The 26,026-nt window shown below is 67.9% G+C and carries 22 protein-coding genes and 1 tRNA gene; 8 read left to right on the forward strand and 15 right to left on the reverse strand.

Going from position 1 to position 26,026, the window contains the following annotated elements; translation table 11 throughout:
* Window positions 1-24: 24 nt before the first annotated feature.
* Window positions 25-1,380: a citrate synthase gene (locus PIGHUM_RS11805; RefSeq protein ID WP_160142243.1), complete on the reverse strand. Its 1,356-nt coding sequence runs from the start codon at window positions 1,378-1,380 to the stop codon at window positions 25-27.
* Window positions 1,381-1,596: 216 nt separating this feature from the next.
* Here PIGHUM_RS11805 and PIGHUM_RS11810 point away from each other — a divergent pair, with 216 nt between their 5' ends.
* Window positions 1,597-2,586 (forward strand): Bug family tripartite tricarboxylate transporter substrate binding protein, encoded by a 990-nt coding sequence (locus PIGHUM_RS11810; protein WP_124079796.1) that lies wholly within the window; start codon window positions 1,597-1,599, stop codon window positions 2,584-2,586.
* Window positions 2,587-2,709: 123 nt separating this feature from the next.
* Window positions 2,710-3,447, forward strand: coding sequence for a class II aldolase/adducin family protein (locus PIGHUM_RS11815; RefSeq protein WP_124079797.1), 738 nt, complete (start codon window positions 2,710-2,712; stop codon window positions 3,445-3,447).
* Between the two features lie 27 nt (window positions 3,448-3,474).
* Here PIGHUM_RS11815 and PIGHUM_RS11820 read toward each other — a convergent pair whose 3' ends face one another.
* A complete protein-coding gene (locus tag PIGHUM_RS11820) occupies window positions 3,475-4,326 on the reverse strand; it encodes an NmrA family NAD(P)-binding protein (RefSeq protein ID WP_124079798.1) in 852 nt (283 codons plus the stop codon).
* A 101-nt stretch (window positions 4,327-4,427) separates the two neighbouring features.
* On the opposite strand from PIGHUM_RS11820, the gene PIGHUM_RS11825 reads away from it, so the two are divergent.
* Window positions 4,428-4,952: a winged helix-turn-helix transcriptional regulator gene (locus tag PIGHUM_RS11825; protein ID WP_124079799.1), complete on the forward strand. Its 525-nt coding sequence runs from the start codon at window positions 4,428-4,430 to the stop codon at window positions 4,950-4,952.
* Window positions 4,953-5,033: 81 nt separating this feature from the next.
* Here the strand turns inward: PIGHUM_RS11825 and PIGHUM_RS11830 are convergent.
* From PIGHUM_RS11830 to ispD, 3 genes are all read right to left on the reverse strand, one after another.
* A tRNA-Val gene (locus PIGHUM_RS11830) sits at window positions 5,034-5,110 on the reverse strand.
* 91 nt (window positions 5,111-5,201) lie between these two features.
* Complete coding sequence (gene ispF, locus PIGHUM_RS11835; RefSeq protein ID WP_124079800.1) at window positions 5,202-5,753, reverse strand: 2-C-methyl-D-erythritol 2,4-cyclodiphosphate synthase; 552 nt, start codon at window positions 5,751-5,753, stop codon at window positions 5,202-5,204.
* Complete coding sequence (gene ispD, locus PIGHUM_RS24200) at window positions 5,750-6,472, reverse strand: 2-C-methyl-D-erythritol 4-phosphate cytidylyltransferase (protein WP_124079801.1); 723 nt, start codon at window positions 6,470-6,472, stop codon at window positions 5,750-5,752. The genes ispF and ispD overlap by 4 nt, the downstream gene beginning before the upstream one ends.
* On the opposite strand from ispD, the gene mfd reads away from it, so the two are divergent.
* Window positions 6,471-10,028 (forward strand): transcription-repair coupling factor, encoded by a 3,558-nt coding sequence (gene mfd, locus PIGHUM_RS11845; protein WP_425466714.1) that lies wholly within the window; start codon window positions 6,471-6,473, stop codon window positions 10,026-10,028. The two genes, ispD and mfd, sit on opposite strands and share 2 nt — an antisense overlap.
* A 16-nt stretch (window positions 10,029-10,044) precedes the next feature.
* On the forward strand, window positions 10,045-10,905 hold the full coding sequence (gene serB, locus PIGHUM_RS11850) for a phosphoserine phosphatase SerB (protein ID WP_124079803.1): 861 nt from the start codon (window positions 10,045-10,047) through the stop codon (window positions 10,903-10,905).
* Window positions 10,906-11,028: 123 nt separating this feature from the next.
* On the opposite strand, the gene rimO is transcribed toward serB, so the two are convergent.
* The 5 genes from rimO to phaC form a co-directional block, all read right to left on the reverse strand.
* Entirely contained in the window at window positions 11,029-12,414 is a 1,386-nt protein-coding gene (gene rimO, locus PIGHUM_RS11855) for a 30S ribosomal protein S12 methylthiotransferase RimO (RefSeq protein ID WP_124079804.1), read from the reverse strand.
* Between the two features lie 173 nt (window positions 12,415-12,587).
* On the reverse strand, window positions 12,588-13,715 hold the full coding sequence (locus tag PIGHUM_RS11860) for an IS481 family transposase (protein WP_124079805.1): 1,128 nt from the start codon (window positions 13,713-13,715) through the stop codon (window positions 12,588-12,590).
* Window positions 13,716-13,932: 217 nt separating this feature from the next.
* Window positions 13,933-14,499, reverse strand: coding sequence for a polyhydroxyalkanoate synthesis repressor PhaR (gene phaR / locus PIGHUM_RS11865; protein WP_124079806.1), 567 nt, complete (start codon window positions 14,497-14,499; stop codon window positions 13,933-13,935).
* A 108-nt stretch (window positions 14,500-14,607) separates the two neighbouring features.
* Window positions 14,608-15,345 carry an acetoacetyl-CoA reductase gene (phbB, locus tag PIGHUM_RS11870; RefSeq protein WP_124079807.1) on the reverse strand — a complete coding sequence of 246 codons (738 nt, stop codon included), beginning with the start codon at window positions 15,343-15,345 and terminating at the stop codon, window positions 14,608-14,610.
* A 184-nt stretch (window positions 15,346-15,529) separates the two neighbouring features.
* A complete protein-coding gene (gene phaC / locus PIGHUM_RS11875; RefSeq protein ID WP_425466715.1) occupies window positions 15,530-17,110 on the reverse strand; it encodes a class I poly(R)-hydroxyalkanoic acid synthase in 1,581 nt (526 codons plus the stop codon).
* 302 nt (window positions 17,111-17,412) lie between these two features.
* Between phaC and PIGHUM_RS11880 the strand changes: the two genes are divergently transcribed.
* Window positions 17,413-17,637 carry a hypothetical protein gene (locus tag PIGHUM_RS11880; RefSeq protein WP_124079809.1) on the forward strand — a complete coding sequence of 75 codons (225 nt, stop codon included), beginning with the start codon at window positions 17,413-17,415 and terminating at the stop codon, window positions 17,635-17,637.
* Between the two features lie 41 nt (window positions 17,638-17,678).
* Here PIGHUM_RS11880 and pgeF read toward each other — a convergent pair whose 3' ends face one another.
* Both pgeF and PIGHUM_RS11890 read right to left on the reverse strand, forming a co-directional pair.
* The gene (pgeF, locus tag PIGHUM_RS11885; protein WP_124079810.1) at window positions 17,679-18,434 is read right to left on the reverse strand and encodes a peptidoglycan editing factor PgeF; all 756 of its coding nucleotides are present in this window, start codon (window positions 18,432-18,434) and stop codon (window positions 17,679-17,681) included.
* Window positions 18,435-18,491: 57 nt separating this feature from the next.
* A complete protein-coding gene (locus PIGHUM_RS11890; RefSeq protein ID WP_124079811.1) occupies window positions 18,492-19,496 on the reverse strand; it encodes an RluA family pseudouridine synthase in 1,005 nt (334 codons plus the stop codon).
* Between the two features lie 37 nt (window positions 19,497-19,533).
* Between PIGHUM_RS11890 and PIGHUM_RS11895 the strand changes: the two genes are divergently transcribed.
* Window positions 19,534-20,442, forward strand: coding sequence for an outer membrane protein assembly factor BamD (locus PIGHUM_RS11895; protein WP_246013136.1), 909 nt, complete (start codon window positions 19,534-19,536; stop codon window positions 20,440-20,442).
* A 10-nt stretch (window positions 20,443-20,452) separates the two neighbouring features.
* Here PIGHUM_RS11895 and yoaA read toward each other — a convergent pair whose 3' ends face one another.
* Genes yoaA through PIGHUM_RS11910 form a run of 3 tightly spaced genes read right to left on the reverse strand, consistent with a single transcriptional unit; the run spans window position 20,453 to window position 23,567 of the window.
* The gene (gene yoaA / locus PIGHUM_RS11900; protein WP_124079812.1) at window positions 20,453-22,525 is read right to left on the reverse strand and encodes a DNA repair helicase YoaA; all 2,073 of its coding nucleotides are present in this window, start codon (window positions 22,523-22,525) and stop codon (window positions 20,453-20,455) included.
* Window positions 22,522-22,725, reverse strand: a complete 204-nt coding sequence (locus PIGHUM_RS11905; protein ID WP_124079813.1) for a YdcH family protein — start codon at window positions 22,723-22,725, stop codon at window positions 22,522-22,524. The genes yoaA and PIGHUM_RS11905 overlap by 4 nt, the downstream gene beginning before the upstream one ends.
* Window positions 22,725-23,567 (reverse strand): hypothetical protein, encoded by an 843-nt coding sequence (locus PIGHUM_RS11910; protein WP_124079814.1) that lies wholly within the window; start codon window positions 23,565-23,567, stop codon window positions 22,725-22,727. The genes PIGHUM_RS11905 and PIGHUM_RS11910 overlap by 1 nt, the downstream gene beginning before the upstream one ends.
* Window positions 23,568-23,622: 55 nt before the next feature.
* Between PIGHUM_RS11910 and PIGHUM_RS11915 the strand changes: the two genes are divergently transcribed.
* Window positions 23,623-25,989: a Tex family protein gene (locus PIGHUM_RS11915; RefSeq protein WP_124079815.1), complete on the forward strand. Its 2,367-nt coding sequence runs from the start codon at window positions 23,623-23,625 to the stop codon at window positions 25,987-25,989.
* The last annotated feature ends 37 nt before the right edge of the window (window positions 25,990-26,026 follow it).

A 26,026-nucleotide genomic window follows, 5' to 3' on the forward strand; every position in this document is an offset into this window, starting at 1 on the left:
TCCGCAACCGATTCCTGTGGTTGATTAGGCTTTCGATTCTAGCATAGCGCCCTCCCCCGGCGCAGCCTGGAACAGTCCGCGCGGCCGCAGGAAAAAGCCGTTCATGCGCTGCTCCAGCGCATGCGCGACCCAGCCGGCGGTGCGGCCCATGCCCCACAGCGCCGCCGCGCTGCCGGCGGGCAGGTCCCATGCCGCGCAAGCGGCCACCAGCCCCAGTTCGAGCCGCGGCGGCACCCCCACGCGGGCCTGCACGCCGTCGACGAAACGCAGCAGCGTGTCGGCCCGGCGCGGCCGGCGGCTCTGCGAGCGCGCCATCCGCAGCAGTTGCGCGGCGCGCGGATCGCCCTGCGGGTAGGACTCGATGCCGAACGGCAGCGAGCGCGCGCGCTGCTGCACCACCCGAGCGATCCAGGCATCGAGCTGGGCGCGGGTCTGGATGGACGCGAGCGTCTGTTCGATCCGGTCGCAGCCGCCGGCCAGGCCGGTTCCCGACAGCGTCGCCAGGGCCGCGCCCACGCAGGCGTGCAGCTCGGCGCCGACGGAAGCGGCCACGCGCGCGCTGAAGGTGGGCGGCGACAGCTCATGGTCCGCGCCGAGGATGAGCATGGTGTCGATCGCCCGCGCCAGGCTCTCACCGGCGGGCATCCCCAGGGCCTCGGCCACGTGGACGGCAAGCGGCTTGCGGCCGGACGGGGCGCGCAGGCGGCGTTGCGGCGACAACGCCCCGCAGCAGGTCGCGAAGGCGAACAGCAGCCGGCGCGCACCCGCTATGTGCGAACCGCTTCGCACTTCCTCGTCCACCGAGCCGCCGCCCAGCGCCAGCGCCGCCGCCTGGAACAGCCGCGCCATGTCCGCCGGCTCGCCCGCCCGCGGCCACAGCCCGCGCAGCGCGCGCCGCGCCGGCTCGGCCAGCGGCTCAGCGGGCCAGACGCTGGCGCCATCGGGCAGCACGCCGGTCCACAGCAGTTCGGCCACGTTTTCGAACGCGCCGGGAAAGCCTGCCAGGTCCGCCGCGAGATGGCCGCGATAGCGCGGCCCCGCCGGCGTGATCTCGGTGATCGCGGTATCGATCACGGGCTGCCCCCAGCGCAGCGCGGTGGCCGCCACCGCGCCATGGCCCATGCGCGCCTGGCTGCGCGCCCTCAGGCCCTCCACTTCCTCGCGCAGGTACAGGCGCGCCTTGCGGCCGGGCTGCGCGACCGGATGCAGCAGGCCCCGGCTCACATAGGTGTAGAGGGTGGCGGCCTTGACCTGCAGCAGCCGGCAGGCCTCGCGCGAATCGACGAAGCCGCCGGCGCTCCAGCCGTTCGCGCCGGGCGGCGCGATGCCGGCGGGTGCCGCGGCTTGCCGTGACTGAGTAGGAGGCTGTTTGCGGGTCATGGCACCTGGAATGGTCGAAAGACGCTGCGCAGGAGAAACGGCGCGGCTTCCCCTCAAGCATGCCGTGCCCACCCTGCGCCAGGCAAGCGGCCCGCGGCGGCAATATATCGATTCATCAATCGAGATTGATTCGACATCCATCGATCCATACACTGAGGCGGCCTTTCCATCCATTGCGCCGGCCGCGCCGAAGCCGGACACACCAGGAGACACACCATGATCCCGCACGCGGTCCGTCCAGGTCCGTTGGCGCTCGCGCTCGCCCTCTCAGGCGTCGCGGCCGCCCCGGTCTTCGCCCAGAACCAGGACGCCAGCCGTCCCATCACCATCGTCGTGCCGTTCCAGGCAGGCGGCGGCGCCGACACCGTCGCCCGCGTGCTGGCGCAGAACCTTCCGCGCCACTTGAACGGCCAGACCGTCATCGTCGACAACCGTGCCGGCGCCTCGGGCAACATCGGCGCGAACTACGTGGCGCGCGCCGCGGCCGACGGCCACACCCTGCTGCTGACCAACAGCACCATGACCATCAATGCGGCGCTCAACTTCACCCAGGGCTACAACGTCAAGAAAGACCTGCAGCCGGTCGCCCAGGTCGTATCCTCGCCGGTGGCCGTGGGCGTCAACAGCGCCCTGCCCGCCAAGAACGTGGCCGAACTGGCCGCCTACGTGCGCGCCAATCCGGGCAAGGCCAACTATTCCACCTGCGGCAACGGCACGCCGCAGCACTTCGCCGGCGCTGCCTTCAACCAATCCGCCAAGGTGGACATGGTGCACGTGCCCTACAACGGCTGCGCCCCCGCAGTCGCCGACGGCGTGGGCAACCAGGTGCCCATCCTGTTCAGCACCATTCCGAACATGGCGCCGCACGCCAAGACCGGCAAGCTGCGCATGCTCGCGGTCGCCTCCTCCAAACGCCTGTCCTTCATGCCGGACGTGCCCGCCATGGCGGAGACTCCGGAATTCAAGGACCTGGACATCACGGTCTGGTTCGGCCTGTTCGCCCCGGCTGCCATGCCGGCCAACGTACGCGCCCGCATCGAGCAGGCGGTGCTCGCCACGCTCAAGGACGCCAAGCTGCGCCAGGAACTCCAGGACCGCTACTACGAAGTGGACGCGCTCGGCGCCGACGGCATGGCGCGCCAGGTGGACAAGGATCTCGCCATGTACGCGCAACTGGCCAAGCAGGCCAATATCCGGCTGGAGTAAGCACACCCCCTGCCCGCTTCGCGGCCTGCCTCAAGGGGGCTCTGCTTACGGACCGGCGGAGCCCTGGGTCGTGTAGCGGTGCGCCGGCACCTGCATCGCCACTATTTTCCATGAAGGACTTTGATGACTGATAACGACCGCAATTCGGCTGGACGTACGCTCGAAGAACAGATCGACGATCTCGTCGCGGCCAATCGCATTCTTGCCAAGTACAACGTGCTCGATGGCTTCGGGCACGTCAGCATCCGCCATCCGGAGCGCCCGGGCCATTTCCTGTTGTCGCGTTCGCTCGCCCCGGAGCTGGTCACGGCTGCCGACGTCATGGAGTTCGACGCGGACTCCGAAGCCGTCGGCGGCGATACGCGCACGCCCTATCTGGAGCGCTACATCCACGGCGAAATCTACCGCGCCCGCCCCGACGTCCATGCGGTCGTGCACAGCCACTCGCCTTCGGTCATTCCCTTCGCCGGCTCGTCGGTGCGGCTGCGCCCGATCTACCACATGGCAGGCTTTCTGTCGGGCGGCGCGCCGGTATTCGACATCCGCTGCTGCTTCGGCGACACCGACATGCTGATACGCAACCGCGACCACGGCCGCGAACTGGCCAGGACCCTGGGCCAGGAAAAGGTCGCGCTGATGCGCGGCCACGGCTTCATCACCGTGGGCAGCGACGTGCGCTTCGCGGTCTATCGCGCCATGTACACCGAGACCAACGCCTCGCTGCAGCAGCGTGCCATCGGGCTGGGCGGCGAGATCGCCTACCTGAACGAGGAAGAAGCCGGAAAAGCCGATGCGATGATGGCCGGGGTGATGTTCCGGCCCTGGGAGTTGTGGAAGAAAAAGGCGATGGATGCGCAATGATCCAGGCGCGCCGCCGGGGCGGATTCGTCAGGCGACGAACCGCCTGACGACCTCGGCGTAAGGCGTAGTCGGCCGGCCGATGAGGCCCGACAGCGCGTGCCCCTCGTCGAACAGGCCGCCCTTGGCCGCGCCCGCGTCCGAGTCGGCAAGCAGATCCGACACGGCCTCGGGCAGTCCCGCCTGCACGAGCAGCGCCTTGTATGCGGGCTCCGCCAGGTTCTGGTAGCTGACGGGCCTGCCCGACCGGCGTGCCGCTTCCGCGGCGAATTCGGCCAAAGTGTAGGCCTCGTCGCCAGCCAGTTCGAACACCTTTCCTGCCATGCCTTCCTGCGTCAGGACGGCTGCCGCGGCTGCCGCGTAATCGCTTCGGGACGCCGAGGCGATACGCCCATCGCCCGCGCAGCCGGCCAGCACGCCGCGCTCCACCGCGCCAGGCAGCGCCTGCGCGTAATTCTCGGTGTACCAGCCGTTGCGCAGCAGCGCGAACGGAATCCCGGATGCGCGCACTGCCGCTTCAGTAGCCACGTGTTCATTGCCCAGCGCGAGAGGCGAGCTGTCGGCGTGCAGGAGGGAGGTGTACGCAATAAAGTTGACGCCCGCGCGCCTGGCGGCGTCGACCACGGCCTGGTGCTGTGGCACACGCTGCCCGACCTCGCTGGAAGAAATGAGCAGCAGCTTGTCCACGTCATGCAGCGCGGCATCGAGCGACGCGGCGTCCGCATAGTCGGCGCGGCGCACCTGCACGCCGGCGGGCAAAACTTCGCGCGCCTTGTCGACGCTGCGCGCCAGGGCCACCACTTGGCCGGCGCCGACGCGGCCGACGAGTTCCTGGACGACGAGCCGGCCGAGTTGGCCTGTACTTCCGGTAACGGCGATCATGAGTGCTTCCTCGGTTATGCAGCAGAGCTGCCGTGAGACAAGCCTCCAAGACTAGAGGATATACTTACCAAAAGTAAGTACATACCTGAAGGTAAGCCATCATGCCGCCCCACAGCCCCTCATCGCCGACTACCGACCCCGCCGGTTCGAGACACGCGTCCCTGCCGCAGGCGCCTGCCCTTGCCGCTGGGAGCGAGCGCCAGACTACGTTGGGCGAGCGGATCCGGCAGGGCGAACTGATGTCGCCCGACTGCCCCTCGCGCAGCGTGCTCATGCACGTGACCAGCCGATGGGGAGTCCTGCTGCTGGTTGCTCTGCAAGCCGGCACGCACCGTTTCAGTGAGCTGCGCCGCAGAGTGGGCGGCGTCAGCGAGAAGATGCTCGCGCAGACGCTGCAGGCGCTCGAAACCGACGGCTTCGTGGCGCGCGTGGTCCATCCGGACAAGCCGCCGCGCGTGGAATACGCGCTGACCGATATTGGGATGGAAGTGGCGCGGCACGTGGCGGGCTTGGCCGATTGGATCGAAGTCAATCTGCCGCGCATTCAGGAAAACCGGCACCGCGCCCAGGCCGCGGCAAGCAGGTCCGACCAGGCGGAGCCCGCGCGGCGCGTGCACCGGATTTGAAAATTTCCTGCGGGCTGCCGTTCAGGTGCCCGGAAACACAAACGGGTTACGGTGAGATCACCGTAACCCGTCGATTTGTACTGGTAGGCGCGATTGGATTCGAACCAACGACCCCCACCATGTCAAGGTGGTGCTCTAACCAACTGAGCTACGCGCCTGCTGCTGTGCTTGTGCAGCGAAGAGTTGAACTATACAGTTTTTCTGCTGCGTGTGTCAAACCCGCGGCAGGAATTTCGCGCGCTTTTACCTTCAGTCTCCCAGGTAGACGTCCTCGGTCACGAAGCTGTCCGGCCGCCGGGCCAGCATCGCGACCACCGTGGCGGCGATGCCCTCCTTGCGGCCGAGGAAACCCATCGATTCGTTGGTCTTGGCCTTGACGTTGACGCACGAGGCCGGAAGGCCGATATCGGCGGCGATGTTGGCGACCATGGCCGCGGCATGGGGGCCGATCTTGGGCGCCTGCGCATGCACGGTGGCGTCGACGTTGATCACCTGCCAGCCGGCGTCGGCCGCGCGCTGCACGGCGGCGCGCAGCAGCACGCGGCTGTCCGCGCCCCGGTAGGCCGGATCCGTGTCGGGAAAGTGGCGGCCGATGTCGCCCAGCGCGGCGCCGCCGAGGATCGCGTCGGTAACGGCGTGCAGCAGCGCGTCGGCGTCGGAGTGGCCGAGCAGGCCGTGGGTGTGGTCTATGCGCACGCCGCCCAGGACCAGCGGACGGCCTTCCACCAGGGCATGGACGTCGTAGCCCTGGCCGACGCGGTACGGGTACGAAGCGGGATCGATGGGTCGGTTCTTGTTCATGGTCGGTTCAACAGTTGTTCGATCAGGGCGAAGTCTTGCGGCCAGGTCACTTTGAAGTTGGCCAGCGACCCGGGCACGAGGCGCGGCGACAGGCCCAGCGCCTCGACCGCGCCGGCTTCGTCGGTAATGTCCAGGCCGCGCACTTGCGCATGGGCGAGCGCCTTGCGCAGCAGCGCCGCGCGGAACATCTGCGGCGTCTGGGCCTGCCACAGCCCGTCGCGCGGCACGGTGCGCGCCACGCGCGGCGCCGGGCCGCCGGCCTGGGCCTTGATGGTATCGGCCACCGGCATGGCCACGAGCCCGCCGGTGTCGTCGCCGGCGCAGGCGTCGATCAATGCGGCCAGCACCGGCGCCGGCAGGCCCGGCCGGGCGGCGTCGTGCACCAGCACCCAGTCGTCCGCTTCCGCGCCGCAGCGCGCCAGCGCGTTGGCGACCGTCTCGGCCCGCGTGGCGCCGCCGCAGGCCAGGCACGATACCCGCTCCAGCCCGGCCAGCGCGGCCTGCGCCCAGGGGTCTTCGGCACTGACGGCGACCACGACCTGTTCCACCCGCGCGTCGGCCAGCAATGCCTGCACCGCATGGCGCAGCATGGGCTGCCCGGCGATGTGGCGATACTGCTTGGGCCGGAGCGGCTGGCCATCCGGCGCGCCAGGCCCGGCGGCGCGCGCGCCCACGCCGGCGGCGGGCACGATGGCGATGATTCGGCGACTCGTTTTCATGGGCTCCTATAATACGGAATCGCGCCTCGCCCCGCGCTCGTCCGGGAACGGCGCCCTTTCCGCGAAACCGATGCCCCCCTCAGCCAGTCCCGAGCCCAAGCCGTCGTCCTCCCCCCGAACCTCGTCCGCCTGTCCGCCTTCGCAACTGGCGCAGGCGGTGCTGGCTGCGCTGCGGCCCGGCGAACGCTATACGCAGCCGCGGCCGCCCGGCGCCGGCGACGCCTGGTTGCTGGCCGACCTGGCCTGCCAGGCGGGCCGGCCGCTCGCGGTGCTGACCGCCGATCCGCTCGACGCGCAACGGCTGGCCGAGGAAATCCGGCTGTTCGCCCCGAGCCTGCGGGTGCACCAGTTCCCCGATTGGGAAACCCTGCCCTACGACGCCTTCTCGCCGCACGAAGACCTGATCTCCGAGCGCCTGAAGGCCTTGCATGCGCTGCTGCAGCAGGGCGTGGACGTGCTGACGGTGCCCGTCACCACCGCGCTGTACCGGCTCGCGCCGCCCTCCTTCCTCGCCGCCTACACCTTCTCGTTCCGCCAGGGCGACCGGCTCGATGAAGCCGCGCTGCGCGCCCAGCTGACGCTGGCCAACTACAGCCACGTCACCCAGGTCACGGCGCCGGGCGAATTCTGCGTGCGCGGCAGCCTGATCGACCTGTTCCCGATGGGCTCGGCCCTGCCTTACCGGCTCGATCTGTTCGACGACACGATCGAGTCCATACGCAGTTTCGACATCGACACCCAGCGCAGCCTGTATCCGGTCAAGGAAGTGCAGATGCTGCCGGGCCGCGAATTTCCGATGGACGAGGCGGCGCGCAACGATTTCCGCGCGCGCTTCCGCGAAGAGTTCGAAGGCGATCCGTCGCGTGCGATGCCGTACAAGGACATCGGCAACGGCATCGCCTTTCCCGGCGTCGAATACTACCTGCCGCTGTTCTACGACACCACGGCCACGCTGTTCGACTACCTGGGCGAGCGCACCATCGCGGTCACCCTGGGCGACGCCGAAGACACCATCCGGCGTTTCCTTCAGGACACCGGCAGCCGCTACGACTTCCTCAAGAGCGACCGCGAGCGGCCCATCCTGCCGCCCTCGCGCATCTTCCTGGATGCCGAGGGCTTGTTCGGCCACCTGAAGCGCTTCGCCCGGCTGGCGCTGGCCGGCGACAAACCCCACCCCGCATTCTTCGCGCCGCCCGAGGTGGCCGTGCAGCGCAAGGCCGACGATCCGGTGACGCGGCTGCGCGCCCTGGCCGCGCGCGGCGACGCTCAGGTGCTGTTGTGCGCCGAATCGGCCGGCCGCCGCGAAACCATCGCCCAGATGCTGGCCGAGTTCGGACTGGACCCGGAACCTGTCGAATCCATCCAGGATTTCCTCGCTCGGCCCAGCCCCTTCGCCCTGGGCATTGCCGCGCTGTCGTCCGGTTTCGGCCTGCGCGAATCGCAGCTGCTGTTCCTCACAGAGAGCGACCTGTTCGCCGGCCATACCGTGCGCCGCGGCAAGCGCGGCCAGGAGCGCACCAGCAACGTCGAGTCCATGGTGCGCGACCTGTCGGAGCTGCGCGTGGGCGACCCGGTGGTCCACGTCCAGCACGGCATCGGCCGCTACCAGGGCCTCATCGGCATGGACATCGGCGAAGGCGAGGCCGAGTTCCTGCACCTGGAATATGCCGGCGGCAGCACGCTCTACGTGCCGGTCTCGCAACTGCACGTGATCTCGCGCTACAGCGGCGCCGATCCCGACACCGCGCCGCTGCACCAGCTCGGCTCGGGCCAGTGGGAAAAGGCGCGCCGCAAGGCCGCCGCGCAGGCGCGCGACGCCGCCGCCGAACTGCTCAACCTGTACGCCCGCCGCGCCATGCGCCAGGGCCACTCGTTCAAGCTGCCGATGGCGGACTACGAAGCCTTCGCGGAATCCTTCGGTTTCGAGGAAACCCCCGACCAGGCCGCCGCCATCCAGGCGGTCATCCACGACATGACCTCGGGCAAGCCCATGGATCGCCTGGTATGCGGCGACGTGGGCTTCGGCAAGACCGAGGTGGCGCTGCGTGCGGCATTCATCGCGGTGGCCGACGGCAAGCAGGTCGCGCTGCTCTGCCCCACCACCCTGCTGGCCGAGCAGCACGCGCAGAATTTCGCCGACCGTTTCGCGGACTGGCCGGTGCGGGTGGTCGAACTGTCGCGCTTCAGGTCGGCCAAGGAAATCAGCACGGCCATCGAACAGATCAACGATGGCCGCGTGGACATCGTGATAGGCACGCACAAGCTGCTCTCGGACAAGGTCAGGTTCAAGAACCTGGGCCTGGTCATCATCGATGAGGAACACCGCTTCGGCGTGCGCCAGAAGGAAGCCCTGAAGGCGCTGCGCGCCGAGGTGGATGTGCTGACCCTGACGGCCACGCCCATCCCGCGCACGCTGGGCATGTCGCTGGAAGGCATACGCGATTTCTCGGTCATCGCCACCGCGCCGCAGAGACGGCTGGCGATCAAGACTTTCGTTCGGCGCGAGGACGGCAGCACGATACGCGAGGCGCTGCTGCGCGAACTCAAGCGCGGCGGCCAGGTGTACTTCCTGCACAACGAGGTCGAAACCATCCACAACCGCCGCGCCAAGCTGGAAGAGCTGGTGCCGGAGGCCCGCATCGCGGTGGCCCACGGACAGATGCCGGAGCGCGAGCTGGAACAGGTCATGAAGGCCTTCTACCAGCAGAAGTTCAACGTGCTGCTGTGCACGACCATCATCGAGACGGGCATCGACGTCCCCAGCGCCAACACCATCGTCATCCATCGCGCCGACCGCTTCGGCCTGGCCCAGCTGCACCAGTTGCGCGGCCGCGTCGGCCGTTCGCACCATCAGGCCTACGCCTACCTGCTGACGCCGGGCGAAGATGCCATCACCAGCAATGCCAAGAAGCGTCTGGAAGCCATCCAGGCCATGGAGGAGCTGGGCTCCGGCTTCTACCTCGCCATGCACGACCTGGAGATACGCGGGGTGGGCGAAGTGCTGGGCGAATCGCAGTCGGGCAACATCCAGGAAGTCGGCTTCCAGATGTACACCGACATGCTCAACGAAGCCGTGCGCGCGCTCAAGAACGGACGCGAGCCGGATCTGAACGCGCCGCTGTCGGCCACCACCGAGATCAACCTGCACATTCCCGCGCTGCTGCCGCAGGACTACTGCGGCGACGTCCACGCGCGCCTGGCCATCTACAAGCGCCTGGCCAGCTGCGAAGAGGCCGGCGACATCGACATCATCCAGGAGGAACTGATCGACCGGTTCGGCAAGCTGCCCGAGCCGGCGCGCGCGCTGGTGGAGATCCACCGGCTGCGGCTGGCCGCCAAGACCGTGGGCGTCGTCAAGATCGACGCCAGCGAAGCGGCCGCCGTGCTGCAATTCGAACCCAATCCGCCCATCGACCCGATGCGGGTCATCGGCCTGGTCCAGAAGAACCGCGGCATGCGGCTTTCCGGCCAGGACAAGCTGCGCATCGAGATCAAGGGCGCCGACCTGAAAGCCCGCGTGGACGCCGTGCGTACGGTGCTGCGCGCGCTGGTCTGACCACCCATTCCCGACCATGACCCATCTCGTTATCCAGGCGCCCGCCCTTGCTCAGGACGCCGTCGAACACCTGTCCCGCCTGGCCGGCGCCCGCCGCGCCGTGGAACTGTCGCCCAACGCGGTGCGCCTGACCGAGGCGGACGCCGCCGCGCCCACGCGCCGGGCCGTGGCCGACTACTGCCGGCAGGCCGGCGTGGACTGGGCCTACGTGGAACCGGGCGCGCGCCTGTCCGACTGGAAGGTTCTGGCCATGGACATGGACTCGACCCTGATCAACATCGAGTGCATCGACGAGATCGCCGACATGGCCGGCCTCAAGCCGCAGGTCGCGGCCATCACCGAGGCTGCGATGCGCGGCGAGATCGCCAACTTCAGCGAAAGCCTGACGCGACGCGTCGCGCTGCTGGCCGGCCTGCCGCTGGAGGCGCTGGACCGCGTGTACCAGGAACGCCTGCAGCTCAACCCCGGCGCGGAGCGCCTGCTGCTGGCCGCGCACCGCACGGGCATCAAGACCCTGCTGGTGTCCGGCGGCTTCACCTGGTTCACCGGCAAGCTATTGCAGCGCCTGCAACTCCACGAAGCCCATGCCAATACGCTGGAAGCGCAGAACGGCCTGCTGACCGGCCGGGTGCTTGGCGACATCCTGGATGCCGAGGGCAAGGCGCGCCACCTGGCGGAGTTCTCGCAGCGCCACGGCTCGCGGCTGTCGCAGGCCATCGCCATCGGCGACGGCGCCAACGACCTGAAGATGCTCGGCCTGGCGGGCATGAGCGTGGCCTACCATGCCAAGCCGGTGGTGCGCGAACAGACCACGCATGCGCTCGACGTATGCGGGCTGGACGGCCTGCTCAACTGGTTCGAAGACACCTGCGGCTGAGCGGCGCGTTATCCCCAGCCTCTGTGCACGAGGCTGGGGACAGCCTGTGAACAAACTCCGGAGCGCCAGCAGGGACGCGGGTTTCCGGAGCATGCTTAAAAAATGGGCAAAGGTGCTTCGCCCTCAGGCCACGGTGCCCCACAAATCGTGCGCGTCCGCATGCGAAACGCGTACCGAGATGATGTCGCCCACCTTGTAGCGCTTCCAGGGCTTGTCTACCGGGGCGACGAAAACCTTGCCGTCGATATCGGGCGCATCGGCCATCGACCGGGCCACGCCGCCTTCGGGCGTGACCTCGTCCACCAGGCATTTCACGATCTTGCCCACGCGGCGCGCCAGCCGCTTGCGCGAAATGCCTTCCTGAACCTGCATGAAGCGGGCCTGGCGCTCCTGGCGCAGTTCGTCGGGCACCGGATCCGGCAATTCGTTGGCGCTCGCGCCTTCCACCGGCGAATAGGCGAAACAGCCGACACGATCCAGTTCGGCCTCGCGCAGGAAGTCGAGCATCTCTTCGAACTCGGCCTCGGTCTCGCCCGGGAAGCCGGCGATGAAAGTGCTGCGCAGGGTCAGGTCCGGGCAGACCTCGCGCCAGGCGCGGATCCGGTCCAGGTTGCGCTCGGACGACGCCGGCCGCTTCATCAGCTTGAGGATGCGCTGGCTGGCATGCTGGAACGGCACGTCCAGGTAGGGCAGCACGCGCCCGCCGTTTTCGTGCACCTCGTTCATCAGCGGCAGCACTTCATCCACGTGCGGATAGGGATAGACATAGTGCAGGCGCACCCATGCCCCCAGCTTGGAGAGCTCGCGCACGAGTTCGGTCATGCGCGTGCGCACCGCCCTGCCATCGACGAACCCGGTGCGGTACTTCACGTCCACACCGTAGGCGCTGGTGTCCTGCGAAATGACGAGGATCTCCTTGACGCCGGCCTTGACCAGGTTCTCGGCCTCGCGCATGACCTCGTGGATGGGCCTCGATACCAGGTCGCCGCGCATGGACGGGATGATGCAGAAGCTGCAGCGATGGTTGCAGCCCTCTGAAATCTTCAGGTAGGCATAGTGCCTGGGCGTCAGGCGCACCCCTTGCGGCGGCACGAGGTCGCTGAACGGATCGTGCGGCTTGGGCAGATGCAGGTGCACCGCCTGCATGACTTCCTGCGTGGCGTGCGGGCCGGTCACGGCCAGGACCTTGGGATGGACCTTCTGCACCACGCCCTCGCCGTCCGACTCTTTCTTGGCGCCCAGGCAGCCGGTGACGATGACCTTGCCATTGGCCTGCAGCGCCTCGCCGATGGCGTCCAGGCTTTCCTTGACGGCGTCGTCGATGAAGCCACAGGTGTTGACGATGACCAGGTCGGCGTCCTCGTAGGTCTTGGACGTTTCGTAGCCTTCGGCGCGCAGCTGGGTCAGGATCTGCTCGGAGTCCGAGGCTGCCTTCGGACAGCCAAGGCTCACGAAGCCTACCCGCCCTCCGCGATCTTGGGGGGCGATGGACACTGGTGTATTACTCATGAGGGATTCCGTATGCGGGCGGTTGCGCGGTCGCGCGCACGATAGCCAGGGCCGGCTAGGCCAATCCGCTATTTTACCCGTTGTGAGGCCCCCCCCTACGCGCTTACGCGTGTATGGACCGGGGACATGGTTAACAAGTGTGCAGGGACATGGGTAACAGATCGGTAAGGGTATCAGTCCAGGGTTAAATCGATCGAAGCGATCCGCTGGTGGCAGTAGTACAGATCGAACACCCCGTCCTGACCTGGCTGGGGCCGCAAGGCTACGGGCAGACCGCGCAGTCCCTCATAGAGACGTATCCGCCTGCCGTGCAGGTGGATCCAGCCCCCACTTTGCACCTTTCTGACCAGGTCGTCGGGTGCGTATTCGATCGGTGGCAGCACCGAGGGCATCGGCCGCGTGCTGCTGCGGTAGCGCTGGGCGGGCGTATGCAGGCCCAGCGCCTGATGCGGCCGCTCGTGGTTGTACAGACGCCGCCACTGATCGAAGTGCTGCTGCACGTGAGCCAGACTGCGGAAGCGGCGGGTTCCCAGGACTTCGGCCTTCAAGGTGCGATGGAAGCGCTCGTCCTTGCCGTTGGTCTGCGGGTGACGCGGGCGGCTGTGAGACAGTGTCACGCCCAGCCGGATCAGCCACAACCCCAGCCGCGTGATCGCTGGCTGGCCTGCCGCCCGCCAGGGCGGACCATTGTCCGTGTTGATGCACCCAGGCAGTCCATAGCGCTCGAAGGCCGCCTGCAGACACGCCTGCACCGGTTCGAACCGCTCCTGTCCCAACGCCTGCAGCACCAAGCTGTAGCGCGAGTGATCGTCCAGTACGGTCAGCGGGTGGCAGCGGGACTGATCGGTGGCAAAGTGGCCCTTGAAGTCCATCTGCCACAGATCGTTGGGCGCCTCGTGCTCAAAGCGCTCCCAAGGCACAGCCGCCTGGCTGGCCGCCGGGCTGATGCACCCGTGGCGACGCAGGATGGCGTTGACCGTGCTGGGCGCCAACTCCAGCTGCTGGTCGCGACCAAGCACATGGGCAATCTTGCGCGCCCCCCAGGCTGGGTGGCGGCTTCGCACCGCCAATACCCGATCCTCCTGCCAAGCCGGGGTGCGCCCCGGGCTATGCCGCGGGCGTCGGGTTCGGTCTGCCAAGCCGGCCAGCCCTTGCTGTTGCCAGCGCTCGAGCCACTTATAGCCAGTCTTGCGGCTGATCCCAAAACGCCGACATAGCTCGCTCAGGCTCACCGCCTGCGTACTGGCCAGCCGGACAAACTCTTCTCTCTGATCGGTCACGGTAACAGGGCTCCAGGACATAAGCCTCTCCCGATACAGTCACGGGAGAAGTGTTACCCATGTCCCTGAACACCTGTCACCTATGTCCCCAGTCCATACAACGCGCGCCCCCCAGGGGGCGGCGCTGGCGGACCGGCGGAGCCGGATCCGCGGCGCCCGTGGTTGGGCGGCGTCATGGATGATTGAAGCGCAAGGGCTGGCGCGAAGGCCAGCCCGTGGAGCGCCACCGCCTCGCGCCTTACTTGCGCTCGTTGTCCTTGGACTGCGGGGTGAACGGGAAGGACGTGAACATCGACCGCGTCTGGTTTTGCATCTGGTCCTGCATCTGCACGAACAGGTTCTTGCTCTGCTCGATGTAGTTGCTCATCATGCTCTGGATCATCGGCGTCTGGACGTTCATGAACTGGGTCCAGGCCTCGGGGCCGAACTGGCCGCCGTACAGGCTTTTGGACTGTTCGCCCAGCTTGTTCTGGATTTCCATGAAAGCCTGGATGTTCTTTTCCAGGTAGGACCCCATGATGCCCTGCATGGCATGGCCGTAGAAACGGATGATCTGCGCCAGCATCGTGGAAGTGAACATCGGCGCGCCCACCGTCTCTTCTTCCAGGATGATCTGCAGCAGAATGCTGCGGGTCAGGTCCTCGCCCGACTTGGCATCCACCACCTGGAACGCCTCGTTGTCGAGTACGAGCTGCTTGACGTCCGCCAGCGTGATGTAGGTACTGGTCTGCGTATCGTATAACCGGCGATTGGGATATTTTTTTATCAATCGCAACGAGTTGCCGGCTCCGGCTTGCTGCGCCATGCTTGCCCCCACTTTGTGTAGTGTGAATCGGGCGCGGCCCCGGAGGGCCGCGCCAGCCGCCAAGTGTAGATCAAGCCGGCGCCTGGCGCCGCCGCCGGCTTCGGGGGCTTACCCCATGTGCAGCCCGCCGTTGACCGAGAAGTCGGCGCCGGTGGCGAAACCGGCGTCGTCGGAAGCCAGGTACGCCACCATGGAGCCGATCTCGTCGGGCGTGCCCAGGCGCTTGACCGGGATCGTATCGACGATGGTCTGCAGCACTTCGGGCCGGATCGCGCGGACCATGTCCGTGCCGATGTAGCCGGGCGATACGGTATTGACCGTCACGCCCTTGGAGGCCACCTCCTGCGCCAGCGCCATGGTGAAGCCGTGGATGCCGGCCTTGGCGGTGGAGTAGTTGGTCTGTCCGAACTGGCCCTTCTGTCCGTTGACCGAACTGATGTTGATGATGCGCCCCCATTTGCGTTCGACCATGTCGCCGATGACTTGCTTGGTGACGTTGAACAAGCTGTTCAGGTTGGTGTCGATCACCGCGCGCCAGTCGTCCAGCGTCATCTTGCGGAACACGCCGTCACGCGTGATCCCCGCGTTGTTGACCAGGACGTCGACAGCTCCATGCTGCTCGCGCACTTTGGCGAAGGCCTCGACGGTGGAATCCCAATCCGCCACGTTGCCCACGGAAGCATGGAAATTGAACCCAAGCGCCACCTGTTCATCGAGCCACTGCTGGAAATTGCGATTGGGGCCGCAACCTGCCACGACCGTAAAACCGCTCTTGGCCAACCTCTGGCAAATGACGGTGCCGATACCGCCCATGCCGCCCGTTACGTAGGCTACTTTTCCGCTCATGATGCCTCCTTGAAAACCGGCGTTATGCTCCGCCGGTGAATGGAACCCCGCCCGCTGCGCGCTTCGCGCGCCCCCTCAAGGGGGCGGCACCGGCGGACCGGCGGAGCCGGATCCGCTGTGCCCGGGGATTGGGTATGGTTGGATGCGCGGATGCGCGCGTGGTAATGAAAAGCAGGCTTCATGCTCATACTGCCCGGACCTGGACGTAGCGGCCGGGGGCGGATTCGATGACGGGGTAGTCGGCGCTGCCCAGGGTGGCGCGGGCCCTGACCTGGCGGCCGCCGTGTCCGCGTATCCATTGCGCCCAGTCGTTCCACCAGCTGCCGGGGGTCTCTTGCGCGCCGTCGAGCCACGCCGAGGCGTCCGCGGGCAGCTTCTCTTCCTCGCCCACCCAGTAGTTGCGCCGGTTGCGCGAGGCGGGGTTGATCACGCCGGCGATGTGGCCCGAGGCGCCCAGGACGAAGCGCATGGGGCCGCCCAGCAACGCGGTGGAGGCATAGGCCGAGGTCCAGGGCACGATGTGATCGTCGCGCGAGCCATAGATGTAGGCCGGCATGTCCAGGCTGCTCAGGTCTATGGATTCGTCGCACACCTTCACCTTGCCGGGAACGCGCAGGTTGTTCTCCAGGTAGGTGTGGCGCAGGTACCAGGCATAGAACGGCCCGGGCAGGTTGGTGCTGTCGGCGTTCCAGAACAGCAGGTCGAAGGCGGACGGGGACTGTCCCTTCAGGTAGTTGTTGACGACGTAGTTCCAGACCAGGTCGTTGGGCCGCAGGAACGCGAAGGTCGTGGCCAGTTCGCGCGCCGCGAGCACCCCGCCGGCGGCGAACTGCTGCTCGCGCAGCAGCACCTGGGCTTCGTCGATGAAGACGTCGAGCACGCCGGTGTCGGTGAAGTCGAGCAGCGTGGTGAGCAGCGTCAGCGACGCCACCGGATCCTCGCCGCGCGCCCTGGCCACCGCCAGCGCGGCCGACAGCAGCGTGCCGCCCACGCAGAAACCCAGCGCGTTGACCTGCTTCTGGCCCGAGATGGCCGAGACCGCCCCGATGGCCCGCAGCACGCCCTCTTCCACGTAGGCGTCCCAGCCCGAGTGCTGCACGCCGTCTTCGTCGGCGGCCAGCGGATTGCGCCACGACACCATGAATACCTGCTGCCCTTGTTCGAGCGCAAAGCGCACGAAGGAATTGTGCGGCTGCAGATCGAGGATGTAGAACTTGTTGATGCAGGGCGGCACGATCAGCAGCGGACGCGCATAGGGCCTGGCCACTGCCGGCTTGTACTGGATCAGTTGGAACAGCGGGTTCTCGAACACCACCGCGCCTTCGGTGACGGCCAGGTTCTTTCCCACCTGGAACGACGACTCGTCGGTTTGCGAAATGCGCCCCTTCTGCATGTCGGCCATCAAATTGGCCAACCCCTGCTGCAGGCTCTCGCCGCCGGATTCGACCAGGCGCCGCTGGGCGTCGGGATTCAAGGCCAGGAAGTTTGAAGGCGCGACCGCGTCCACCCATTGCATGGTGGCGAAACGCAGGCGATTGAGCATGTGCTCGGGAGCTTCGAGGCTGTCGGCCATCCGCAGCATGGTGCGCGCAGACAGCAAGTAGGCGTGGGCAAGAAAGGCATGCGGCGGACTGGCGCCCCAGGCCTCGCCGGAGAAGCGCTGGTCGGACAGCGGTTCAAGCCTGCCGCAGGAAGCAGCCTGCCAAAGTTCAGCCCACTCTCTGGTGAACTGCTGCTGGATCTCCAGCAGCTTTTCCGGAGCCATGGCGTGCCCGCCGGACAGGAGATGGCTCGCGGCCTCTCCCTTTCCCGACATATCCGCTGACGACTGGAGCGTTTGCTGCCATGTCTGCTGTAGCCACGCCAAGGGGTTCGTTGAATCCTGTCGGGACTGACTCACTCTGAACACCTTGATCATTCGATTGCGCTAAGGGCGATAGTGCATAGCGCGCTCGCGGCTGTCAAATCCCCTGCCGCCGGTGCGGCCTTTGGCCGCTCGGACGTGCCGGCCGCGCATACGCGCGTAGACTACGCGCCTTGAGCATACACCTCCGGAGCCCCGCCGCCATGCATTTTTCCATGCTCATCGCCATCGGCTGGCTTTACGTCACGCTGCTGATGGCGCTGGCCCAGCCCACCGTGCTTGCCGGCGTCGCCACGCTGGTGTTCTACGGCCTGCTGCCCGCGGGCATCCTGCTCTACATCTTCACCGCTCCGGCGCGCAAACGTGCGCGGCGCGAGCGCGAGGCGGCGCAGCGCGAAGAAGAAGGCATGCAGCGACGGGAACCCTAGCCGCGCCGCCGGAAACGCGGCGCGCGCCGCGTGCCGGCCGGTCAGGGCTGCAGCCAGCACAGGGTGGCGAACCGGCCGGTCTGTCCTTCCTTGCGGTACGAGTAGAAGCGGTCGTTGCCGGCCACCGTGCACAGGCCGCTGCGCACTACCGATCGCACGCCGGCCGCGCGCAGCCGCTGTTCCGCCAGCGCCGGCAAATCCGCCAGCCACTTCGGCGCCCCGCTGCCGTCGCATGCGCCGCTCGGCACGAATGCGCCGGGCGGCGGCTCCGAGACCGCCGCGAACGCCGCCCTGACCTCGTCTCCGACTTCGAACGCCGCAGGGCCGATGGCCGGGCCTATCCACGCCCGCAAGGCGGCGCTGGACGCCATTGCCGCCACCGTCGCTTCCAGCACGCCCGCGGCCAGGCCGCGCCAGCCCGCATGCGCGGCGCCCAGCACGCCGCCGTCCTCGGCCGCGATGACGACCGGCAGGCAATCCGCCGTCATGATGGCCAGCACCCGGCCCGGCACGCGGGTCACGGCGGCATCGGCCGGCGCGGGCACGGCTTCCCGGTCGGCATCGGCCACGCGCGTACCGTGCACCTGCTCAAGCCAATAGGGCTCGGCCGGAAGCTGCGCGCGCAGGCGCCTGCGGTTCTCGGCCACGGCGGCAGGATCGTCGCCGACGTGCATGCCCAAATTGAGCGAGCGGTACACGCCGCTACTTACGCCGCCGGCCCGCGTCGTGGCGAACAGCCGCACACCCGGCCAGGCGGGTCCCTGCTCCCGGGGCAGGACGGGTCGGCTATCGTTCATCGGGGTCCTTTCTGTCTGCGCGTCCTTTCGCTGGGCGCGCGCCGCCTTCGGCAGCACTCATTCGTCTTCGTAAAAATCGTCGTCGGGATCGTCGTCCACGCCTTCCCAGGCAATGATCCCGGCCACGGCCAGCATGTCGGCGGGAAGCGGCGCATGGAAAACGCGCGGCCGCCCGCCGGCCGGGTCGTCGAACTGCAGCCGGGCGGCGTGCAGCATCTGGCGGGCGGCGGGCGGCACCGCCTTGCCGCCGTACAGCGTATCGGCGAGCAAAGGGTGGCCCATGCTCGACAGGTGCACGCGGATCTGGTGGGTGCGGCCGGTCTCGAGCCGGCATTCGACCTCGGTCACCGGCATGCCGCCGGGCGCGGCGCCGCAGCGCAGCGGCTTGACATGCGTGATCGCCGGCTTGCCGGCGATCGGCCGCTCCACGCTCATGCGCACCGGCACGCGCGGATCGCGGCCGATGGGGCGGTCGATCGTGCCGCCGCGCCGCAAGTGGCCGGACACCAGCGCGATATAACGCCGCCCCACGGTGCGGGCCTGCAGTTGCCGCACCAGCGCGGTCTGGGCGATGACGTTGCGGGCCACCACCATCAGCCCGGAGGTATCCTTGTCCAGCCGGTGCACGATGCCGGCGCGCGGCACCTGCGCCAGTTCGGGATAGCGATGGAGCAGGCCGTTGAGCAGCGTGCCGCTCCAATTGCCCGCGCCGGGGTGAACCACCAGCCCGACCGGCTTGTCCACCACGATCCAGTCGGCGCTATCCTCCACGACCGGGAACTCGATCGCCTCGGGCACGAAAGCCGTCGATTCCGGCGCGGCCTCTTCCCACACCGTGAGCTGGTCGCCCGGGCCGACGATCTGCCGGACGCCGGATTCCTTGCCGTTGACCAGCACCCCGCCGTGCTCGATCCAGCCCTGGATGCGGCTGCGCGAATGTTCGGGCATGAGCTGCGCCAGCACCTTGTCGAGACGGTCGGCGCGGGTGCCTGCAGGGAGGTCCAGCAGGCGCGGCTCGGCCTCCTGGCTGTGGATATCGTGGGACGGCTGAAAAGATGGCATGTTCTGGGAGGGGCTGGTCGCAAGCCCGAATATAATCATGGATAGTCTATCGGTGAGGAACACCACCATGCAGTTGAATACCCTGGCAATGCAAGCACCGGCTTCCGCCGGCGGTCATTCCGCTTGCGCCCGGTGGCGCGGCTTCGCATCGCGTCTTGGCTACGCCCTGGCGTGCCTGCTGGCTGTGGTCGTCCTGGCCGGCTGCGCCAACACCGGCAAGGAACCCGACCCCACCGTGGGCTGGTCTGCCGAGAGATTGTACAAGGAGGCCAAGGACGAAATGGACACCGGCAACTGGACCCAGGCGTCCAAGCTGCTGGAAAAGCTCGAGTCCCGCTATCCGTTCGGCGTCTATGCCCAGCAGGCGCAGATCGACATCGCCTACGTCTACTGGAAAGACGGTTCGAACCCGCAGGCGCTGGCGGCCATCGACCGCTTCGAACGCCTGCACCCCAACCACCCGAACCTGGACTACATGCTCTACCTGAAGGGGTTGATCAACTTCTACCAGGACAGCGCGATGTTGAGCAGCCTCACGCGCCAGGACCCCAGCGAGCGCGATCCCAAGGGCGCGCGCGAATCCTTCGACGCCTTCAAGGCGCTGGTGTCCCGCTATCCCGACAGCAAGTACGCGCCCGATGCGAACCTGCGCCTGAACTACCTGGTCAACTCGATCGCGATGAACGAAGTCCACGTGGCGCGCCTGTACCTCGACAAAGGCGCCTACGTGGCGGCGGTCAACCGCGCCCAGACCGCGGTGCGCGATTTCCAGGGCGCGCCGGCCGTCGAGGAAGCGCTCTACATCATGGTGCTGGCCTACGACAAAATGGGCATGGCCGACCTGCGCGACGACGCCTCGCGCGTGCTGGCCCTGAACTATCCGGACAGCCAGTTCGTCAAGAACGGCTTCCAGAAGGACAGCGGCCCCTGGTGGAAGATCTGGTAAGCCCGGCGCGTCAGGCCGCCTGCTGCGCCCCCGCCCGCTCGGCGTAGAACGCTTCTACGTCCTCCACGTTGCGGGTGCGCGTGAACGGCGGCAGGCCGCGCCACAGCAGCTTGCCATAGGGCTTCTCGACCAGCCGGCGGTCCGCCACCATCAGCACGCCCCAGTCGGTCTCGGTGCGGATCAGCCGACCCGCTCCCTGCTTGAGCGCGATGGCCGCCTCGGGCAACTGGTACTCGAAGAAGGGATTGCCGCCGCGCTCCTTGCAGGCCCGGATGCGCGCATCCAGCACCGGATCGTCGGGCGGCGCGAACGGCAGCTTGTCGATCGCGACCAGCGTCAGCGCATCGCCCGGCACGTCTATGCCTTCCCAGAAGCTGGCGCTGCCCACCAACACGCCATGCCGGCTGGCGCGGAAACGTTCCAGCAACTCGCGCCGCGAGCGGTCGCCCTGCTTGAACAGCGGCCAGTCCCAGCCGCGCTCGCGGAACGCCGCGTCGAGCAGTTCCGCCACCCGGTCCACCGCCCTCAGCGTCGTGCACAAGACCAGCGCCGACCCCTGGCTGGCTTCCAGCAAGGGCAGCAGCACCTCGACGAAACCTTCGGTAAAGCGCGGATCCTGCGGCGCGGGAATGCCATGCGGCACGAACAGGCGGCCGTTGACGGCATAGTCGAAGGGCGACTCCCAGCGACCCGTCGTGGCCTCGTACAAGCCGAGCTGGCGCGTGAAATGGGAAAAATCCTCGCGCACCGACAACGTCGCGGACGTCAGTATCCAAGCCTGGCCAGCAGGCCGATACTGCGAGAAAGCCTGCGCCACCGATAGCGGCGCGGTATGCAGGCGGATATGGCTCGCGCCGGTCTCGACCCAGCGGACCCAGCCGTCGTCCTTGGGCGCGGGCGGTTCTGGCCAGGCCGATTCCTGGTCCAGCCCCGCCTGCTCCTGCGTCGCGGGCGCCGCATGGGCTTCCGTCCAGCGCGCCAGGCAGGCGATCAGCGCCGGGCCGCGCTTGGCGGCCAGATCCAGGTCGGGGTGGCGCTCGCCTACTGCCGCCAGGATGCGGCCCAGCGTGTGGACGGCATCGATCACGCCCTGCACCGCCGCACCGAAATCCTGGCGGCTGGGCAGCATGTCGAAGGTGCTGCGCTGTCCGGGCATTTTCTCCACGGCCGCACAGGACAGCCGCAGTTCGCGGGCGGCCTGCTCGACAGCCTGCCCCAGCGCGACCCAGTCCGCGCTTTCGCGCGCGTGCGAGAGGCCGGCCACGGTCGCATCCCGCGCGAAATCCAGCAGTTGGTGCGAGGACACCGACTCGCCCAAGAAGCGCGTGGCCGCCGCGGGCAACTGGTGGGCTTCGTCGAACACCACGGTGTCCGCCGCGGGCAGCAAATCGGTGATGCCTTCGTCCTTGAGCGCCAGGTCGGCGAGGAACAGCGCGTGGTTGACCACCACGACATCGGCATCGAGCGCGCGCTTGCGCGCCTGCATCACGAAGCACTCGCGGAACGACGGGCACTCCGAGCCCAGGCAGTTGTCGCGGGTGGACGTGACGCGGTGCCAGATCTCGGCATTCTCGGGCACGTCGGCCAATTCGGCCTTGTCGCCGCTGCGCGTCTGGCGCGCGAACAGCTCGATCTTGCGCAATTGCGCCACTTCGGCGCGCGACCCCAGGCGGCCGTCACCGAGCGTGCGCTCCAGGTGATAGTGGCACAGGTAGTTCGAGCGCCCCTTGAGCAAGGCGGTGGTCACCGGCAGCCCCAGCGCGCCCCGCACGGCCGGCAGATCGCGCGCGAAGAGCTGGTCCTGCAAGGTCTTGGTGCCGGTAGAGACCAGCACCTTGCCGCCGTACATCAGCACCGGCACCAGGTAGGCGAAGGTCTTGCCGGTGCCGGTGCCGGCCTCGGCCACCAGCGTGCCGCGCTCCTGGATGGCGCGGGAAATGGCTTCCGCCAATTCGATCTGCTGCGCGCGCGGCCGATAGCCCTTCAGTCCGCGCGACAGCGGACCGCCCTCCTCGAACACTTCGCGGATCTCGCCCAGCGTAGCCGCGGACACCACCGTCGGCGCGTTGACCACGTCGCTCATGCAGGAATGTCCGGGACGAGCTGCATCTGCAGCGCCACGATGAGGTCCTTGATCTGAAGCTTGCGCTTCTTCAGGCGGCGCAGGCGCAGTTCGTCCACCATGGGATCGACGGCGAGCTTGTCGATCGCCGCGTCCAGGTCGCGGTGCTCGGTCTGCAATTCGACGATGCGCTCGTTCAGCGCGGCTATCCTGGCGTCCATCATGGTTTCCTGGCGGGAATCTGTTGTTCCGCGTTCTGCTGCAAGGCCCTCAGGCGCGAGGCCTCCTCCTCGCGTTCGGCGCGGCGGCGGGCACGCTTGGCCTCGGCGTCGGCGCGCTCGGCGGCCTGTTTTTCCGCGTATGCCCGCGCCTCGGCCTGCTTGCGCTCGAAATTGGCGCGATTCTGCGCCCGCACGGCCGGATCGTCCACGTCGCGGGCCGGCCGTGCGGGGGCGGCCGGCGCAGCCGGGGCTGGAGCGGCCTGCCTGGCGGCGGGCGGAGATGCTTGCGGGCGCTGCTCGCCTGCTTCCCGCTCCGCGGCAGGTGCCGGCGGCGGTTCGGCCGCAGCGGGCGGCGCCGTTTCCTGCGCCCTGCCCGCCGCCTTGTCGGCGGCTTTCTGGTCGCGGCTGGCATTCTCGAGGTTGCGCTTCTCATGGCGCTCGCGCGACGCTTCCCGGCGGATGTACAGCTCGGCCTGGCGCCTGGCCGAATCGGCGCGCATCACCGCCTCGTTGCGTTGCAGGCGGGCCTGCTCCACGCAGCGGTTGGCGAAAAACGTATGCATGCACTGCGCCGCGTCCGCTTCGTACTGCTGCTTGTAGCGGTCGGATTCGGCCTGGGCGGCCTCGGCCGCCGCCTGGGCCTGCTCGACGGAGGCGAAGACGGGTTCCGCCGCCCCTGCCGCCGCTGCAGGCAATAGCGCGGCCAGCGCCAGGGACAGGGCAAGCAGCCAGGCTTGGGCACGGGCGGGCAGGCGCCGCACACCAGCGCGCGGCGCAATCTGGCCGCCAGGGTTGCGGTCGACACATTGCGTAACGCCGTGGCGGGGATCGATTCGGGGCATGTTCTCAGACTGTGGCAAAATCCGCGGCTTCATTTTCCATGGTAGGACGGACGCGATGGCTATGGTCACCGACAGGGTCGGGGCACTCGACGCCCAGGCCCAATCCCGTATTATCGCCCAGCTCGCGAATGAACTCGGCGTTCGCGCGACACAAGTCGCCGCGGCGGTGGAACTTCTGGACGATGGCGCGACCGTGCCCTTCGTCGCCCGCTACCGCAAGGAGGCGACGGGCGGGCTGGACGATACCGTGCTGCGCAACCTGGAAGTGCGGCTGGAATACCTGCGCGACATGGAAAGCCGGCGCGCCGCGATCCTCGCGTCCATCGAACAGCAAGGCAAACTCACGCCCGAACTGCAGCAGGCGCTGGTCGCCGCCGATACCAAGCAGCGCCTGGAAGACTTGTACGCGCCCTACAAGCCCAAGCGCCGCACCCGCGCCCAGATCGCCCGCGAGGCCGGGCTGGAGCCCCTGGCCGACGCCATCCTGGCCGATCCCGCCGTGGATCCGCAGGCGGCCGCCGCGCAATATGTAAACGCCGACGCCGGCGTGGCCGACGTGAAGGCGGCGCTGGACGGCGCCCGCGACATCCTGACCGAGCGCTTCTCGGAAAATGCCGAGGTGCTGGAGAACCTGCGCGACTACCTGTGGGGCGCCGGCCTGCTGTACTCCAAGGTCGCCGACGGCAAGGAAAACGAAGGCGCCAATTTCCGCGACTGGTTCGACTTCAACGAGCCGCTGCGCACCCTGCCCTCGCACCGCGTGCTGGCGCTGCTGCGCGGCCGCCAGCAAGGCGTGCTCGAACTGCGCCTGGGCCTGGAATCCGAACTGGAAGCACAACTGCCCCACCCCTGCGTGGCGCGCGTGGCCAAGCTCGTCGGGCTGGACGGACTGTTCGGGCTGGACGTCTCGACGCGCCAGAAATGGCTGGGCGAAGTCTGCCGCTGGACCTGGCGCGTCAAGCTGCTGCCCTCGTTCGAGACCGAGAACCTGGCCCGGCTGCGCGACGAAGCCGAAGCCGAGGCGATCCGAGTCTTCGCGCTCAACCTCAAGGACTTGCTGCTGGCGGCTCCCGCCGGCCCCAAGAACGTGCTCGGCCTGGACCCCGGCATCCGCACCGGCGTGAAAGTCGCGGCCATCGACCGCACCGGCAAGCTGCTCGACACCACGACGATCTACCCGCACGAACCGCGCCGCGACTGGGACGGCTCGATCGAGGCCCTCGCCCGCATCGCGCGCCGCCACCAGATCGAACTGATCGCCATCGGCAACGGCACCGCCTCGCGCGAGACGGAAAAACTCGCGGCCGATCTGATGAAGCGCTACCCCGATCTGAATCTGACGCGCATCGTCGTCTCGGAAGCCGGCGCCTCGGTCTATTCGGCCTCCGAACTGGCCGCCGCCGAATTTCCCGAGCTGGACGTGAGCCTGCGCGGCGCCGTCTCCATCGCCCGCCGCCTGCAGGATCCGCTGGCCGAACTGGTCAAGATCGACCCCAAGTCCATTGGCGTGGGCCAGTACCAGCATGACATCAACCAGCGCGAACTGGCGCGCATGCTGGACAGCGTGGTCGAAGATTGCGTGAACGCCGTCGGCGTCGACGTGAACACCGCCTCGGCGCCGCTGCTGACCCGTGTCTCCGGACTGAACGCCACGCTGGCCAGGAACATCGTCGCCTGGCGCGACCAGAACGGCGCCTTCCCCTCGCGCGCCAAGCTGATGGACGTGCCCCGCTTCGGTGAAAAAGCCTTCGAACAGGCCGCCGGCTTCCTGCGCGTGGCCAACGGCGACAACCCGCTCGATTGCTCCTCGGTCCACCCGGAAGCCTATCCGGTGGTCGAACGCATACTTGCGAAACTGCAAGCCGACATCCGCAAGGTGATCGGCAGCCGCGACGCGCTCAAGGGCGTCTCGCCCGCCGAGTTCACCGACGAGCGCTTCGGCCTGCCCACGGTCCGGGACATCTTCAGCGAACTCGAGAAGCCGGGCCGCGATCCGCGCCCCGAGTTCAAGACCGCGACCTTCCAGGAAGGCGTCGAGACGCTGAAAGACCTGCAGCCCGGCATGATCCTCGAAGGGGTGGTGACCAACGTCGCCAACTTCGGCGCCTTCGTCGACATCGGCGTGCACCAGGACGGCCTGGTCCACATCTCCGCCCTGGCGGAGAAATTCGTCAAGGATCCGCGCGACGTGGTGCGGGTCGGCCAGACGGTAAAGGTCAAGGTGCAGGAAGTGGATCTGCAGCGCCAGCGGATCGCGCTGACGATGCGGCTCAACGACGATGCCGCGCCGGTGCGGCGCGGCGGAGACGGTGGCGGCGCGCCTCGTCCGGGCGGCGGGGGACGCGGACGCGATCGTCTCTCCGGCCAGTCCGCTCCGGCGGAAAGCGCGATGGCCGCGGCTTTCGCCAAGCTCAAGCGCTAGCGCCCACGGTGGCAATGCGATAATCCCACGCGTCCGC

Origin of the sequence: Pigmentiphaga humi (assembly GCF_900606115.1) — a bacterium.
GTDB lineage: Bacteria > Pseudomonadota > Gammaproteobacteria > Burkholderiales > Burkholderiaceae_B > Pigmentiphaga > Pigmentiphaga humi.

Bases quoted from the DNA above. Each gene is read 5' to 3' on its own strand.
- PIGHUM_RS11805 (WP_160142243.1), bottom strand. From the start codon at position 1,380: ATGACCCGCAAACAGCCTCCTACTCAGTCACGGCAAGCCGCGGCACCC.
- PIGHUM_RS11810 (WP_124079796.1), top strand. From the start codon at position 1,597: ATGATCCCGCACGCGGTCCGTCCAGGTCCGTTGGCGCTCGCGCTCGCC.
- PIGHUM_RS11815 (WP_124079797.1), top strand. From the start codon at position 2,710: ATGACTGATAACGACCGCAATTCGGCTGGACGTACGCTCGAAGAACAG.
- PIGHUM_RS11820 (WP_124079798.1), bottom strand. From the start codon at position 4,326: ATGATCGCCGTTACCGGAAGTACAGGCCAACTCGGCCGGCTCGTCGTC.
- PIGHUM_RS11825 (WP_124079799.1), top strand. From the start codon at position 4,428: ATGCCGCCCCACAGCCCCTCATCGCCGACTACCGACCCCGCCGGTTCG.
- ispF (WP_124079800.1), bottom strand. From the start codon at position 5,753: ATGAACAAGAACCGACCCATCGATCCCGCTTCGTACCCGTACCGCGTC.
- mfd (WP_425466714.1), top strand. From the start codon at position 6,471: ATGGGCTCCTATAATACGGAATCGCGCCTCGCCCCGCGCTCGTCCGGG.
- ispD (WP_124079801.1), bottom strand. From the start codon at position 6,472: ATGAAAACGAGTCGCCGAATCATCGCCATCGTGCCCGCCGCCGGCGTG.
- serB (WP_124079803.1), top strand. From the start codon at position 10,045: ATGACCCATCTCGTTATCCAGGCGCCCGCCCTTGCTCAGGACGCCGTC.
- rimO (WP_124079804.1), bottom strand. From the start codon at position 12,414: ATGAGTAATACACCAGTGTCCATCGCCCCCCAAGATCGCGGAGGGCGG.
- PIGHUM_RS11860 (WP_124079805.1), bottom strand. From the start codon at position 13,715: ATGTCCTGGAGCCCTGTTACCGTGACCGATCAGAGAGAAGAGTTTGTC.
- phaR (WP_124079806.1), bottom strand. From the start codon at position 14,499: ATGGCGCAGCAAGCCGGAGCCGGCAACTCGTTGCGATTGATAAAAAAA.
- phbB (WP_124079807.1), bottom strand. From the start codon at position 15,345: ATGAGCGGAAAAGTAGCCTACGTAACGGGCGGCATGGGCGGTATCGGC.
- phaC (WP_425466715.1), bottom strand. From the start codon at position 17,110: ATGGCTCCGGAAAAGCTGCTGGAGATCCAGCAGCAGTTCACCAGAGAG.
- PIGHUM_RS11880 (WP_124079809.1), top strand. From the start codon at position 17,413: ATGCATTTTTCCATGCTCATCGCCATCGGCTGGCTTTACGTCACGCTG.
- pgeF (WP_124079810.1), bottom strand. From the start codon at position 18,434: ATGAACGATAGCCGACCCGTCCTGCCCCGGGAGCAGGGACCCGCCTGG.
- PIGHUM_RS11890 (WP_124079811.1), bottom strand. From the start codon at position 19,496: ATGCCATCTTTTCAGCCGTCCCACGATATCCACAGCCAGGAGGCCGAG.
- PIGHUM_RS11895 (WP_246013136.1), top strand. From the start codon at position 19,534: ATGGATAGTCTATCGGTGAGGAACACCACCATGCAGTTGAATACCCTG.
- yoaA (WP_124079812.1), bottom strand. From the start codon at position 22,525: ATGAGCGACGTGGTCAACGCGCCGACGGTGGTGTCCGCGGCTACGCTG.
- PIGHUM_RS11905 (WP_124079813.1), bottom strand. From the start codon at position 22,725: ATGGACGCCAGGATAGCCGCGCTGAACGAGCGCATCGTCGAATTGCAG.
- PIGHUM_RS11910 (WP_124079814.1), bottom strand. From the start codon at position 23,567: ATGCCCCGAATCGATCCCCGCCACGGCGTTACGCAATGTGTCGACCGC.
- PIGHUM_RS11915 (WP_124079815.1), top strand. From the start codon at position 23,623: ATGGCTATGGTCACCGACAGGGTCGGGGCACTCGACGCCCAGGCCCAA.